11 protein-coding genes are annotated in these 13,925 nt (G+C 65.1%); 8 read left to right on the top strand and 3 right to left on the bottom strand.

Going from position 1 to position 13,925, the window contains the following annotated elements; translation table 11 throughout:
* The first annotated feature begins 208 nt into the window (after positions 1–208).
* The 3 genes from NKI63_RS21435 to NKI63_RS21425 all read left to right on the top strand — a co-directional run bounded on the left by NKI63_RS21435 (position 209) and on the right by NKI63_RS21425 (position 4,621).
* Positions 209–2,863: an FtsK/SpoIIIE family DNA translocase gene (locus NKI63_RS21435; protein ID WP_352779331.1), complete on the top strand. Its 2,655-nt coding sequence runs from the start codon at positions 209–211 to the stop codon at positions 2,861–2,863.
* 133 nt (positions 2,864–2,996) lie between these two features.
* Positions 2,997–3,680 (top strand): outer membrane lipoprotein carrier protein LolA, encoded by a 684-nt coding sequence (locus NKI63_RS21430; protein ID WP_352779329.1) that lies wholly within the window; start codon positions 2,997–2,999, stop codon positions 3,678–3,680.
* 134 nt (positions 3,681–3,814) lie between these two features.
* Positions 3,815–4,621: an exodeoxyribonuclease III gene (locus NKI63_RS21425; protein WP_352823170.1), complete on the top strand. Its 807-nt coding sequence runs from the start codon at positions 3,815–3,817 to the stop codon at positions 4,619–4,621.
* A gap of 20 nt (positions 4,622–4,641) precedes the next feature.
* On the opposite strand, the gene NKI63_RS21420 is transcribed toward NKI63_RS21425, so the two are convergent.
* From NKI63_RS21420 to NKI63_RS21410, 3 genes are read right to left on the bottom strand one after another with little or no spacing between them, the layout of a single operon-like run.
* Positions 4,642–5,493, bottom strand: coding sequence for a TIGR01459 family HAD-type hydrolase (locus NKI63_RS21420; RefSeq protein ID WP_352779325.1), 852 nt, complete (start codon positions 5,491–5,493; stop codon positions 4,642–4,644).
* A complete protein-coding gene (locus tag NKI63_RS21415; RefSeq protein ID WP_352779324.1) occupies positions 5,490–6,776 on the bottom strand; it encodes an FGGY-family carbohydrate kinase in 1,287 nt (428 codons plus the stop codon). Before NKI63_RS21415 ends, NKI63_RS21420 begins: the two co-directional genes overlap by 4 nt.
* Position 6,777: 1 nt before the next feature.
* On the bottom strand, positions 6,778–7,821 hold the full coding sequence (locus NKI63_RS21410; RefSeq protein WP_352691695.1) for a class II aldolase/adducin family protein: 1,044 nt from the start codon (positions 7,819–7,821) through the stop codon (positions 6,778–6,780).
* A 226-nt stretch (positions 7,822–8,047) separates the two neighbouring features.
* Here NKI63_RS21410 and NKI63_RS21405 point away from each other — a divergent pair, with 226 nt between their 5' ends.
* From NKI63_RS21405 to NKI63_RS21385, 5 genes are all read left to right on the top strand, one after another.
* Complete coding sequence (locus NKI63_RS21405) at positions 8,048–8,830, top strand: DeoR/GlpR family DNA-binding transcription regulator (protein ID WP_352649392.1); 783 nt, start codon at positions 8,048–8,050, stop codon at positions 8,828–8,830.
* A complete protein-coding gene (locus NKI63_RS21400; protein ID WP_352691696.1) occupies positions 8,827–10,206 on the top strand; it encodes an FGGY-family carbohydrate kinase in 1,380 nt (459 codons plus the stop codon). Before NKI63_RS21405 ends, NKI63_RS21400 begins: the two co-directional genes overlap by 4 nt.
* Positions 10,203–11,747 carry a sugar ABC transporter ATP-binding protein gene (locus NKI63_RS21395; protein WP_352691698.1) on the top strand — a complete coding sequence of 515 codons (1,545 nt, stop codon included), beginning with the start codon at positions 10,203–10,205 and terminating at the stop codon, positions 11,745–11,747. The genes NKI63_RS21400 and NKI63_RS21395 overlap by 4 nt, the downstream gene beginning before the upstream one ends.
* A 20-nt stretch (positions 11,748–11,767) precedes the next feature.
* Positions 11,768–12,745 carry an ABC transporter permease subunit gene (locus NKI63_RS21390; protein WP_502896084.1) on the top strand — a complete coding sequence of 326 codons (978 nt, stop codon included), beginning with the start codon at positions 11,768–11,770 and terminating at the stop codon, positions 12,743–12,745.
* Positions 12,746–12,831: 86 nt separating this feature from the next.
* Positions 12,832–13,770: an ABC transporter substrate-binding protein gene (locus NKI63_RS21385; protein WP_254817805.1), complete on the top strand. Its 939-nt coding sequence runs from the start codon at positions 12,832–12,834 to the stop codon at positions 13,768–13,770.
* Positions 13,771–13,925: the final 155 nt, after the last annotated feature.

Genomic DNA, 13,925 nt, shown 5'->3' with positions numbered 1-13,925 from the left:
ATCACGGTCGCTTGATCAAGGTGCTCGATCCGCCGGCGGCGTGAAACATCGGCCGCGGCGGCTCCGAACTGTGGTGGCGGTCGCCCGTTCCGGTGACGCAGAATGCCCATGGTTAATGCGCCCTTAACCTTCCCGCCGCTAGTCTGACAGCCGAATCTGCCGTGTTGCGCGTCCGCGCCCGGCCGGGCAACGACAGACGAGGAAGAGCATGCGTTCAGGGGCTTCAGCACCGCTTGCGCTGGCCGATACGGGGCACGGCATCCGGGCGTTCGCGAGGCGCCAGGTCGGGCGGCTGGTCGGTGCCGGGCTGTTTGCCCTGGTTGGCTTCGGCGTCGCCGCCCTTGCCACCTGGAACGTCGCCGATCCGAGCTTTTCGCACGCCACCGATAATATCGTCACCAATGCAATGGGTTATGCGGGCGCCGTATTTTCCGACATCGCCATGCAGTTCTTCGGACTTGCGGCGGTTGCGGCGCTGGTGCCGGCGGTGATCTGGGGGTTTCTGCTGTTTACCGCGCGTGGCGTCGACCGGCTGCCGAAACGGGCGCTCGCCTGGTTCGGGTTTTCGCTGCTTGGCGCGGCAATCGCCGGCTGCGTGGTGCCGCCCAAGACCTGGCCGCTGCCGACCGGCCTCGGCGGCGTATTCGGCGATATGGTGCTCAATATCCCAGGCCTCATCATCGGCGGCTATCCGACCGGCCTCGTCGCCAGCGTGCTCGCCGTGCTCCTGGCAGCGCCGGCGCTGTGGGTATTCTTGTATGGCTCGGCGCTGATTTCTCGCAAGAACGGCTTTGCCGTCCTTGATCTGCCTGCCGTGCCCGATCCGCAGGACGACCTGCTTTTCGACAATGAGGAGGACGAGGGCGACGAAGGCATATTGGCGCTTGGCGCCATCACCCACTGGTGGCTGTCGCTGCGGGCCTATCTGCGCCGCCGCGCCGCGCGTCGGCGCGAGCGCGACGATTTCGAACCGGAGATGGAACCGCGCCCCAGCGCCTGGCGGCGAGCGGCCGAACGGGTCGAATCGGCCGAGTTCGCCGAGGCGCGGATGAGCCCGGGCGGGCGCGCCCGCGTCGAGCCGGAATTCTTCGCCGCCATGGTCAACGACCGCAGTGCCTCGATCGACCCCGACGATGCCGACGTCTTCGACAACGACGACAATGACGACATGGATTTCGCGCCCGAGCCGGCCGGTCAACGCCGCGCCGCGCCGACGGCCAAGGTGCAGAACTTCCGCTCCGACGCGGCGACGCGCGTCGAGGCGCCGGCGCCGCGGCCGGCACCAGGCGCCCGCGTCCAGCGCGAGGCGCAGACCTCGCTGATCGGCTCGGAGAAATTCGAGATGCCGTCGCTGCATTTCCTGTCGGAACCGAAGAACGTGGTGCGCGACGCAAGCCTGTCCAAGGACGCGCTGGAGCAGAACGCCCGCCTGCTCGAGGGCGTGCTGGAGGATTTCGGCGTCAAAGGCGAAATCATCCATGTGCGTCCGGGTCCGGTCGTCACGCTCTACGAGCTGGAACCCGCGCCCGGCATCAAATCGTCGCGGGTCATCGGCCTGTCCGACGACATTGCCCGCTCGATGAGCGCCATCGCCTGCCGTGTCGCCGTGGTGCCCGGCCGCAACGCCATCGGCATCGAATTGCCGAACGCCAGGCGCGAGACCGTCTATTTGCGCGAGATCATGGCCAGCCGCGATTTCGAGACCACCAAGGCCAAGCTGGCGCTGGCGCTGGGCAAGACCATCAATGGCGAGGCGGTGATCGTCGACATCGCCAAAATGCCGCACGTGCTGGTCGCCGGTACCACCGGCTCGGGCAAGTCCGTCGCCATCAACACCATGATCCTGTCGCTGCTCTATCGGCTGACGCCGCAGGACTGCCGGCTGATCATGATCGATCCAAAGATGCTGGAACTCTCGGTCTATGACGGCATCCCGCATCTTCTGACGCCGGTGGTCACCGATCCGAAGAAGGCGGTGGTGGCGCTGAAATGGACCGTGCGCGAGATGGAGGACCGCTACCGCAAGATGTCGAAGGTCGGCGTCCGCAACATCGACGGCTTCAACGCGCGCGTGCAGCAGGCCGAGAAAAAGGGTGAAAGGATTTCCCGCACCGTGCAGACCGGCTTCGACCGCCAGACCGGCGAAGCGATCTACGAGACGGAGAACCTCGACCTCGAGCCGATGCCCTACATCGTCGTCATCATCGACGAGATGGCCGATTTGATGATGGTCGCCGGCAAGGACATCGAAGGCGCGGTGCAGCGCCTGGCGCAGATGGCGCGCGCCGCCGGCATCCATGTCATCATGGCAACGCAGCGGCCGTCGGTCGACGTCATCACCGGCACCATCAAGGCGAATTTCCCGACCCGTATCTCGTTCCAGGTGACATCGAAGATCGACAGCCGCACCATCCTGGGCGAGCAGGGCGCCGAACAGCTGCTCGGGATGGGCGACATGCTCTACATGGCCGGCGGCGGCCGCATCCAGCGCGTGCACGGTCCCTTCGTCTCCGACGACGAGGTGGAGAAGATCGTCGCGCATCTGAAGCTGCAGGGCGTGCCGGAATATCTCGACGCCATCACCGAGGACGACGACAAGGATGACGACGAGCCGACGGGCAAAGGCAGTGGCGGCGGCGACGGCGGTAATTTCGAGGATTCCGACGACCCCTACGACCAGGCGGTTGCGGTGGTGCTGCGCGACGGCAAGGCCTCGACCAGCTACATCCAGCGCCGGCTCGGCATTGGCTACAACCGCGCCGCCTCGATTATCGAGAAGATGGAGAAGGAAGGCATTGTCGGCCCGGCCAACCATGCCGGAAAACGCGAAATCCTGGTGCCGACGGAGGACGACAAGTTCTAGAGCGCATCCGCGCCGGCAACTTTGAACCTTTTGGCGCGTTGCAACGATGAGCGCCGTGCGGCCCGCCAAACTTAAGCCCAACTGGGGGGCCAGACCAATATAACGAGCAAGCAGTCAGATGATGGTGACCGGCATGAAAAACGCAACTCTCGCCCCAAAAAAGGATTTCGCCCCAACCCGCCGGCAGGTGCTCGGCCTCGGTCTGGTCCTGGCCGGTGCAGCGGCCGCCAATGTCGTGCCCGGCTTCCAGCTGCTGGCGTCGGCGCAAGCAGCGGTTCCGGCGACGGCGCAGAAGATCGCCGATCATTTCTCCTCGGTCAAATCGATGAGCGGCGAGTTCGTGCAGTTCGGGCCCAAGGGCGAGCAGACCGGCGGCAAGTTCTTTCTGGAACGGCCGGGCAAGATCCGCTTCAATTATGACGGCGCCTCGAATTTCAGGGTGATTTCCGACGGCAAGTCGGTGGTCATCCTCAACAAGAAACTGCGGACCTCCGACCTCTATCCGCTGTCGAAGACGCCGCTGAAGCTGCTGCTCGACGACAAGATCGATCTCTCGGGCGGACGCGTCAGAAGCGTCAAGGAAGAAAACGATCTCACCACCATCCAGCTTGCCGACAAATCGGTGTTCGGCAATTCGAAGATCACCATGATGTTCGATCCGAAATCCTATGAATTGCGGCAGTGGACCATCACCGATGCGCAAGGCAAGGACACAACGGTGATGATCTTCAACACCAAGGAGGGCGTCAGCTTCGCCCCCGACACCTTCGCCATCGATTATACGGCGAACCGCGAGCTGAACACCAAGACGCGGTAACTTTCTGCTGCTGCGGGATGGCTTTTCCGCGTTGGTGCGGGCGGCTTGTTTTTGCGGTGCGCGGCTGGCAGTAGTTTCCGCGATTGACTTCCGTCGGAGCCATCCGGCGGATCTTGCGTTGTCCGGAACCCCAAATGCCGTTTTCCGTCGCTACCTGGAATATCAACTCCGTTCGACTGCGCATGCCGATCGTCGAGCGCCAGCTGGTAGAGCAGGCGCCGGACGTGCTCTGCCTGCAGGAAACCAAGGTTCCGGACGAATTGTTTCCGGAGAAGGCGTTCCGCAAGCTCGGCTACGAGCACATCGCCTTCCATGGCCAGAAGGGCTATCACGGCGTTGCGACCATAGCGCGCCGTCCGATCGAGGTGGTCGAAAAGCGCCGCTTCTGCGAGATCGACGACAGCCGGCATCTGTCGGTCACCGTCAAGGCCGGCGGCAAAACGATCCTGCTGCACAACTTCTACGTTCCGGCCGGCGGCGATGAGCCCGACCCGGCCGTCAACCGCAAGTTCAAGCACAAGCTCGATTTCGTTGCCGAGATGAACGCCGTGCGGGCCGAGCATGACGAGCACTCCGGCTCGATCCTGGTCGGCGACCTCAACATCGCGCCGCTCGAGCACGATGTCTGGTCGCACAAGCAGCTCCTCAACGTCGTCAGCCATACGCCGGTCGAGACGGAAAATTTCGAGGCGATGCGGCTCTCCGGCGACTGGGTCGACCTGATGCGGCTCAATGTGCCTTACGAGGAGAAACTCTACACCTGGTGGAGCTATCGCGCCCAGGATTGGCAGGCCTCAAATCGTGGCCGCCGCCTCGACCATATCTGGTCGTCGCCAAACCTGGTGCCGCATTTTGCCGGCTACGAAATCCTGCGGCCGGCACGCGGCTGGGAACGACCCTCGGACCACGTGCCGGTGATCGGGCGTTTCAACCTCGATTAGCTTTGTCTCGCCTTAACAACTCAACGAAACCTGAAGCTATCCGCGATGTAGTCGGGACGGGCGTTGAGCGCGGCGAAAACGTCGTGCAGATCAGGCGCCCCCGCCAATATGCCCGACAGGACCAGCGTCGTCGCGACGCCGACGCCGTTGCCGCCGGCGATGTCGTGCTCGACGCTGTCGCCGACGCAGACCACGCTGGCGCGCTCCGGGTGACCCGCCAGTGCCAGCGCTGCCTCGAATATCTGCGGATTGGGCTTGCCGATGCGCGCCACGCTGCCGCCGAGGCTCTCATAGAGATCGGCGAGCCGGCCGGCGCCGAAGCGAGGGCCGACGGCAGTCAGCATGATCTTGTCGGGATTGGTGCAGAAGCATGGCACCCGGCGCGCCGCCGCCGGACCAAGAAGCCGGCGATAGTGGTCGAGGTCGTAGCGATCGCCCTCGCTGGCGGAAATCAGCACCAGTTCTGCATCGTCGCCGTCCTTGGCCAGCACGAACGGCAGGCCGTCGACAGCCGAACGGTCATTGTCGCGGCGGATCAGCAGGCATTTTGTCTGCGGGCGCAGGGCTCCGGATGCCGCCATTTGATGGAAGGAGCGCCACGCCACCTCGCCGGAGGAGACAAAGTGATCCCAGCTTCCCGGTTCGAAGCCGAGCTTCAATAGGCGGCGCTCATTGGGTTGCGCCCGCTTGCCGGAATTCGAGATCAGCACGATGGTCTTGCCGGCACGCTTGAGTGCCGACAAGGCCTCGACAGCGCCTGGATAGGCGCTGGTGCCGTCGTGCAGCACACCAAATTGGTCGAGCAGGAATACCTGATAGCGCTCGGCCAGCGCGGCGATGCCGTCGAGGTGTTGAATTGCCTTGGCCGTCATAGAAGCCCCGCTGCGCTAGCGCCCATCAGCGCCAGCCGCGCCGTGCCGGCGGCGGCCTCCTCCGAAAGAGCCGGCACGAGAGCGACGCCAAGCTTGCGCTGCCGGATTGCCGTCCAGGCCGGATTGGCCGCTCCGCCGCCGACGCTCCTGACCGATGTCAGCCGGGGTGCGCCGAGTTCGGCAAGCCGGCGATAGCCGAGCGCTTCGATCGCCGCAATACCCTCGAGCATCGCTTTCAGATAATCGGCGTCGTCGGCGGGCCGCGGCTCGAGGCGCGGCGGCAGCGCCGGATCGGCTATGGGGAAGCGTTCGCCCGGCGCCGGCAGCGGGTAATAGTCGAGACCGGTCTCGGTCGCCGGGTCGATTTTTTTGCTGAGTTCGACAATGCGGGCGACGGGGAAATGCTGGGCCAGAACCTTGCCGCCGGAGTTCGAGGCGCCGCCCGCCAGATAGGTGTCACCCAGCCGATGGCTGTAGATGCCGAATTGCGGCGCCGAGATCGGCCGGTCGGAGAGAATCTTGATGGTCAGCGATGAGCCGAGCGCAGTGACGCCGTCGCCCGCCGCCGTCGCGCCGGTTGCCAGGAACGACGCACAGCCATCGGTGGTGCCGGCGACCACGACCACATCACGCGGCAGGCCGAACATTTTCGCGGCGCTGGCGGTGAGCGTACCCGTGACATCGCCCGGCCGCACGACGCCAGGCAGCAATTCCATGCGCATTCCGGTGGCCGCGATCCAGTCCGGCCAGCGGCGGGTTTCGACATCGTAGCCGGTTTTCAATGCGTTGTTTTCGTCGCTGCCATCGAAGCGGCCGGAGAACTGTCCGGCGATCCAGTCGGCCTGGTGCAGCACAGCGGCGACGCCGGGCAGGTGCTGGAAAGACAATGCCTTGGCGAGACCGGACGTCGCCCCAAGGGCAGCGCTCGTTGCCGGTGCTGCGCCGGCTATTTCACTCAGAATTGTGTGGTCAGCGACCTTGTCGTTGTACATCAGCGGTTCGGCCAGCGGCCGCCCGGCGCCGTCGACCGGCAGCAGCGTACCCGACGTACCGTCGACGGCGATCGAGCGCACTGCCGCGCGATCGATACATTTGAGCAGTTCCGCCAACGTCGCGCCGACCGCCTCCCACCAGATGGCGGGGTCGCGGCCGTTCGGCCCAAATCGCTCGAGGGCAATAGCGTAATGCGCGGCAATGGAAAAGTCCGGGCGCATGGCGACGGCGCGCGCGCCGGATGTACCGATGTCGATGCCGATGGCAAGCGGGCCAGACGAACGCGGCATGTCAGCTGCCTCCCGCATTGAGTTTCTGGCGATATTTTTCGGCGTCCCAGTTGATCAGTTCGTCATTCTCTGCCGCTGTCAGATAATTAAGCTTCGCTGCGACATCGACCCGCGCGGTCACATCGGCGAGGCAGCGCTGCATGGCGTCGGCACCGGCGCCCGCGTCGCCGCGCATCAACACGCCGAGGCCGGGAAACAGGATCGCCGCGGGTGCGGCGCCGCAGCGCTCGATGACGCGCTTCACACCCTCGGCCGGCCTCGCCACGACCGAGCCCTTGCCGAGAAAGATGACGTGGTCGGGGTAGAGGCTGCCGCCCGAAGCCATGCGGCAGCTTTCGGGGTCGATCGCCACCGCGTGCGCCTCGACATCCGCCGGCAATCTGTAGTCGCTGTCGCCGGCGCGCGCCATCAATGCCGCGGTGTCCGGCTCAGCCACCTGGCGCGGCGGCCGTGCCAACAGCCGGGTTACGCGGCGCAGCAGCATGCCTGCCTCAGCGACAGTGTCGGCTGCAACGACCAGGCCGTGGTTGCCGAGGATCAGTATGTCCACGCCTGGCCGCAGGCGCTCGGCGATGCCCTGGGCGAGCGGCAGTCCCGGCCGGCGATAGGGAACATATGCCCATTGGTGGCCGTCGAGCCGCCTGGCGGCCTCGGCCTCGCAGTCGGCCTGCACGGCCAGCGAAATGGTCTCGACACAGTGGACATGCAGAACGATGCGCTGCGGCATCAGCGCATGTACGGTGGTCTCGATCGAGGGGCGCAAGCCGCGCGGATTGAGGGCGCCGACAGCGAAGGCCTGTGGCTGTTCGGCGGTCGGGTCGCGTCGTTCGATGGCGTCGAGCAATGGCGGAATGCTGACCGGCACCATGATGTCCGCGGTGAGCGCGTCCTTCAGCCAGGTGCCGGAGGCCTTGATCCAGAGCGTGCCACCGGCTTTTAGCGAGGTGTTGCCGCCGGCGGCCTGGGTCAGATGCGGGTCGCTGCCAATCTCGGCGGAAAGCGACCGCAGCGCTGCCAATTCCTGCGCATCCGCACTGATCGTCATCGAAATTCCTCCACAAACCGGCCGCGTGGCCACGGCTTTGGACGCCCTGTTGCCGGGACGAAGACCGACGCTGGTATCGCAGATGCGAGTAAGTTACGTCAACAGTGATGTTATCGCGTCAAATCAGGCTTGCAATCCGAGGGCCGTTGAGTAAGTTGCACCAATTGCCGTGCAAAATGGCATGCCGTGCAGTGGCTTGGGAGGCAAGCACATTGGGAGGTAACGGTTGAGCGACTCCGGCCGCCAGCGTCAGATCGTCGAGCTTTTGCGGGACCGGCCTTTCGCATCGGTGCGCGAGCTGCAGGAGCGGCTTGGCGTGTCGGCGGCGACGGTGCGGCGCGACATCGACAAGATCGATGAGGCCGGCGAAGCGCGCAAGGTCTATGGCGGCATCTCGGCGCTCGATGGCGCTTCGCAAGCCGGCGTCGCCTATGCCAGGCCCTATGACGAGAACCGCGACCTCGCCGTCGAGGCCAAGCGGCAGATCGCCGCTCTCGCCGCCACCATGGTGCGCGACGGCGACGCGGTCATCGTGCATGGCGGTTCGACCTGCTTCCATCTCGGCGTCAAGCTCGCCGACCGCAATATCCGGCTTTACACCAACTCGATGCCGCTCGCGGCCTATCTCAGCGATCACGGCCATTGCAGTCTGACCGTTGCCGGCGGCGACCTTTACCGCGAGCCGGGCATCATCCATTCGCTGACGCAGACGGTGCCGTTCTACGCCTCGAAGTTTTTTCTCGGCGCGCAAGGCATCGGCCAGGAAGGCCTTCTGGAATCGCACCCGCTGCTGGTCCGCTCGATCGTCGAGCTCAGCCTCTGCGCCGACCAGATCGTCGTGCTGGCCGACAGCCGAAAACTGTCGATCCACGCGCGCAATGTGGCGCTGCCGCTGTCGCGGATCGGCACGCTGGTCACCGATGACGGCCTGTCCGAGACAGATGCCCGCATGCTCGAAGATGCCGGCGTCACGGTGAGGATCGCCGCTTCCTCGGGAGGCGCCCAGTGAACATCGCGGTCCTCGATTTCGGCAAGACCAATTCGAAGCTGTTCGTCTTCGGCCAGAACGGACAGATCCTAGACGAGCGCCGCACCCAGCCGAGCTGGATCCGCAAAGGCGGCTTCAGCGTGCTCGACGAGGCAACGCTGCACGACTGGGCGGCTCGCGCCATTGATGACGCCGTCGATACGCATGGCGTGGAAGGGCTGATGGTATCCGGCCATGGCTGCACCTTCGCGTTGATCGACGAAGCCGAGCTGACGCATCCGATCCTCGATTACGAGCAGGAACCGCCAGCTGAAATCGCCGCGCAGATCGACCGCCGCATTCCAGATTTTGCCGAGACCTTTTCACCGCGCCTGCCGCTTGGCTTCAACTACGGCCGCCACATGTTGTGGCTGAAGGAGGTGGAGCCCGGTGCCTTCGCCACAGCGACGTCGATCCTCGGCTACCCCCAATATTGGAGCTGGCGATTTGGCGGCCGGCCGGTGTCGGAGGTCTCCTATCTCGGCTGCCATTCGCATCTATGGGCGCCGCGCAAACGCGATTTCAGCTCGCTGGTCGATGCCGAGGGCTGGCGCGGCCAGATGCCCGCCTTCGAGCGTGCCGGCGCGGTGATCGGCGAGCAGCGCTTCAGCCGGGCCGCCAAGCCGGTCGCCGTCCACAACGGCGTCCATGACAGCAATGCTGCGCTCCATGCCTACCGCCGACAGCAGCTCGGGCCGGTGACCGTGGTCTCGACCGGCACCTGGGTGGTCGTGCTCAATCCCGACTGTCCGCTCGATGCACTCGATGGCGAGCGCGACATGCTGGTCAATGTCGATGTCGACGGCGGCCCGGTGCCGACCATCCGCTTCATGGGCGGCCGCGAATTCGCCACGATCAGCGCCGGCTGGCAGGGCGCAATCGCGCCGTCATCGGTACAACGGGTGATCGACGCCGGCATCATGGCGCTGCCGAGCTTCGCGCCCGGCGGCCCGATGCCGCACCGCCGCGGCGAACTGGTCGGGCGTACGCCCAATGCCGAGGAACGCGCGGCCGTGGCGCTGCTCTACGTCGCGCTGATGCTCGATCTGTGCCTCGAGCTGATCCATTCGGACAATACGGTGATCGTCGATGGCGGCCTGAACAATGGCGGGCTGCTTGCCGCGCTGCTGGCGCAATTGCGGCCCGGGCAGGCCTTCCTGCAGGGCGCAACGCTGGAGGGCAGCGCCACCGGTGCTGCCGCACTTGCCTTTGAAAGCGTCGGACGCGAGTTTGCCACCGAGGCGCCGGAGGCGGTGCATGCGGCAAGCTTCAGCGGCCTTGCCGGCTACCGCAACGACTGGCGCGGCCTTGCCGCCGACCGGGGCGTGGCCATGGCAGCCTCGGGAGGGGCACGATGAGCGCCGCCGCTCGGATCGAGACGGTGCGCCAGCCGGTGCTGGAGATGCGCCACATCTCGAAGACGTTCGGGGCGATCCGCGCCTTGCATGATGTGTCGCTGACCGTTCACGCCGGCGAGTTGCACGCGTTGATGGGCGAGAACGGTGCCGGCAAGTCGACGCTGATGAAGGTGCTGTCCGGCGCCTACCGGCCGGACCCCGGCGGCGAAATCCTGATCGACGGCGTACCGGCCGCCACCGGCGACCCGATCAAGGCGCGCGCCGCCGGCATTGCGGTCATCTATCAGGAGCTGTCGCTGGCGCCCAATCTGTCGGTGGCGCAGAACATCTTCCTCGGCAACGAGCCAAGACGGTTCGGCATCGTCGACCGCGAGCAGTGCAACCGGCGCGCCAGCGAGATCATCGCGCGGCTCGGCGTGGCCTTTTCGGCGCGCACCCCGGTCACCAGCCTGTCGCTCGGCGAGCGCCAGCTGGTGGAAATCGCCCGGGCGCTGTCGACCAATGCGCGCATTATCGTCATGGACGAGCCGACCACGTCGCTGACCTCGCGTGAGACCGACCGGCTGTTCGAGGTGATCGCGACGCTGAAGTCGCAAGGCATCGCCATCATCTACATCAGCCACCGCATGGAAGAGGTCTACCAGCTCGCCGACCGCGTCAGCGTGCTGCGCGACAGCGGCTATGTCGGCACGCTCGACCGCGCCGACCTGAACGCCTCGCGCCTGGTATCGATGATGGTCGGGCGCGATCTGTCGACCTTCTACAAGAAGGATCACCGCCCGCCGGACAGCAAGCGCGCCGTCGCGCTGTCGGTGCGCGGCATGTCGGACGGCAATCTCATAAAGAATTGTTCCTTCGACCTCCACAAAGGCGAGGTGCTGGCACTGGCCGGCCTGGTCGGCTCGGGCCGGACCGAACTGGCACGGCTGATCTTCGGCGCCGACAGGCACATCTCGGGCACGCTGGAGCTCGGCGGCAAACCGATATCCATCGGTTCGCCGAGCGAGGCGCTCGATGCCGGCATCGCCTACCTGACCGAGGACCGCAAGCAACTTGGCCTGTTTCTCGACATGTCGATCTCCGACAACATCAGCATGGGCGTGCTGGCAAAGGACGCGAAGGCCGGCGGTCTGCGCGACTTCGCGGCTGCCGAAAAGCGCGCCGCCAAGGCGGTGTCAGACCTCTCCATCCGCACCAGCTCGGTGCAGGCCAATGCCGGCTTGCTGTCGGGCGGCAACCAGCAGAAGGTGCTGCTCGGCCGCCTGCTGGAAACCGAGCCGCAGGTCGTCATCCTCGACGAGCCGACCCGCGGCGTCGATGTCGGGGCGAAGTCGGAAATCTACCGGCTGATCGACAACCTGGCCAAGAAAGGCATCGCCATCCTGATGATCTCCAGCGAACTGCCGGAGGTGATCGGCATCGCCGACCGCGTGCTGGTGATGCGCGACGGCACCATTGCCGGCGAGGTGACGGCCTCGGAAGGCGAGCCGCTGCGGCAGGAAGCGATCATTGAACTTGCAACGGGAGCGGCTCAGCGATGACCGACAAGGTGGCCGACACGATGAAAGCGGACGACCGGGCGATCGGCAGAGGTACGAGGTGGCGCACCGCCATCGCCGCACTCGGCATGCTGCCGATCCTGATTCTGCTGGCGGTCGGCTTCCAGTTCATCAACCCGCGCTTTTTCACCCAAACCAATCTGCTGATCGTCATGCAGCAATCGTCGATCAACATCGTGCTGGCAGCCGGCATGACCTTCGTCATCCTGACCGGCGGCATCGACCTGTCCGTCGGCTCGATCCTTGCCGCCTCGGCGATGGTGGCGGTGATGGTGTCGCTGGTGCCCGATTGGGGACTGCTGGGCGTGCCGGCGGCCATTCTCGTCGGGCTCGGCTTCGGCATCATCAACGGGCTGCTGATCGCCTATATCAAGCTGCCGCCTTTCATCGTCACGCTGGGGTCGCTGACCGCCGTGCGCGGCGTCGCCCGCCTGCTTGGCCAGGACACTACGGTGTTCAACGCGGACCTGCCGTTCGACTTCATCGGCAACGGTTCGCTGTTCGGCATTCCGTGGCTGGTAATCATCGCGCTGGCGGTGGTGGTGCTGTCCTGGCTGGTGCTCAAGCGCACCGTGCTCGGCACCTGGATCTACGCCGTCGGTGGTAACGCCGAGGCCGCCAGGCTGACCGGCATCAAAGTGCCGCTGGTGCTGCTCTTCGTCTATGGCGTTTCCGGCCTTCTGGCCGGGCTTGGCGGCGCTATGTCGGCGGCCCGGCTCTATGCCGCCAACGGGCTGCAGCTCGGCCAGTCCTACGAACTCGACGCCATTGCCGCGGTCATCCTCGGCGGCACCAGTTTCGTCGGCGGCGTCGGCTCGATCTGGGGCACGCTGATCGGCGGCCTGATCATCGCCGTGCTGTCCAACGGGCTCATCCTCGCCGGCGTTTCGGACATCTGGCAGTACATCATCAAGGGATTGGTCATCATCGTGGCGGTCGCCCTCGACCGTTACCGGCTCCAGGCAGGAGCAAGAACGTGATGGCCCTTAGTCGCCGGCATCCAACGAGCCGGTTTCATGTGTAACGCACCGTGAGAGGCGCGGGGCATCAGGAGGAAAATAAAACAATGAAGACCATCGCTAAACTGCTCTGCGGCGTAGCCTTTGCGGCCGCCGTCATCGCGCCGGCATCAGCCAAGGACCTGAACAAGGTCGGCATCTCGGTCGGCCTGCTCGGCAACCCGTTCTTCGTCGCCACCATCAAGGGCATCGAGGACGCGGCCAAGAAGATCAATCCGAATGTGCAGGTGACCTCGGTATCGGCCGACTACGACCTCAACAAGCAGGTTTCGCAGGTCGATTCCTTCATCGCCGCCGGCGTCGACGTCATCATGCTCAACGCCGTCGATGCCAAGGCGATCGCGCCGGCGGTCAAGAAGGCACAGGCGGCCGGCATCGTCGTTGCCGCCTTCGACGTTTCGGCGCCGGGCGCCGACGTCACCGTGATGACCAACAACGTCAAGGCCGGCGAAGAGGCGTGCCAGTATCTGGTCGATCATACCGGCGGCAAGGGCGACTACGTCATCCTCAACGGCCCGGCCTCGTCATCGATCCTGGAGCGGGTCAAGGGCTGCAAGGACGTGCTGGCAAAACACCCCGACATCAAGATCCTTTCCGACGACCAGAACGCCGAAGGCTCGCGTGACGGCGGCTTGAAAGTGTTCCAGTCGCTGCTGACCCGTTTCGACAAGATCGACGCGGTCTTCGCCATCAACGATCCGACGGCGATCGGCGCCCAGCTTGCGGCCAAGCAGCTCAACCGCTCGGAGTTCATCTTCACCGCGGTCGACGGCGCGCCCGATATCGAGAAGGAACTCGCTTCCGGCACGTCGATGATCAAAGCCTCGGCCTCGCAGGATCCCTATGTGATGGCCGGCCAGTCGCTGACGATGGCGGCTGACCTGCTTGCCGGCAAGAAGCCGGCCGAGCCGACGGTACTGCTCGACCCGAAGCTGATCACGGCCGACAATTTGAAGGATTACAAGGGCTGGACCGCAGCTCGCTAAGCCTCCCAAGCCTGGTGGGGGGGGGGGGGGCGGGCCCCCCCCGATTTTTTAGGGAATGATTTACAAAAAAACAAATGGTGAGTGGGGGGCGGCACCAAGGAAGCTGAGATATTAAAAAAAAACACCCCACCCCCCAACAAGGCAAAAGCTGAAGT

The organism is Mesorhizobium sp. M0410 (assembly GCF_040321435.1).
GTDB lineage: Bacteria > Pseudomonadota > Alphaproteobacteria > Rhizobiales > Rhizobiaceae > Mesorhizobium.
This window is presented reverse-complemented; position numbering and strand designations above follow the sequence as displayed.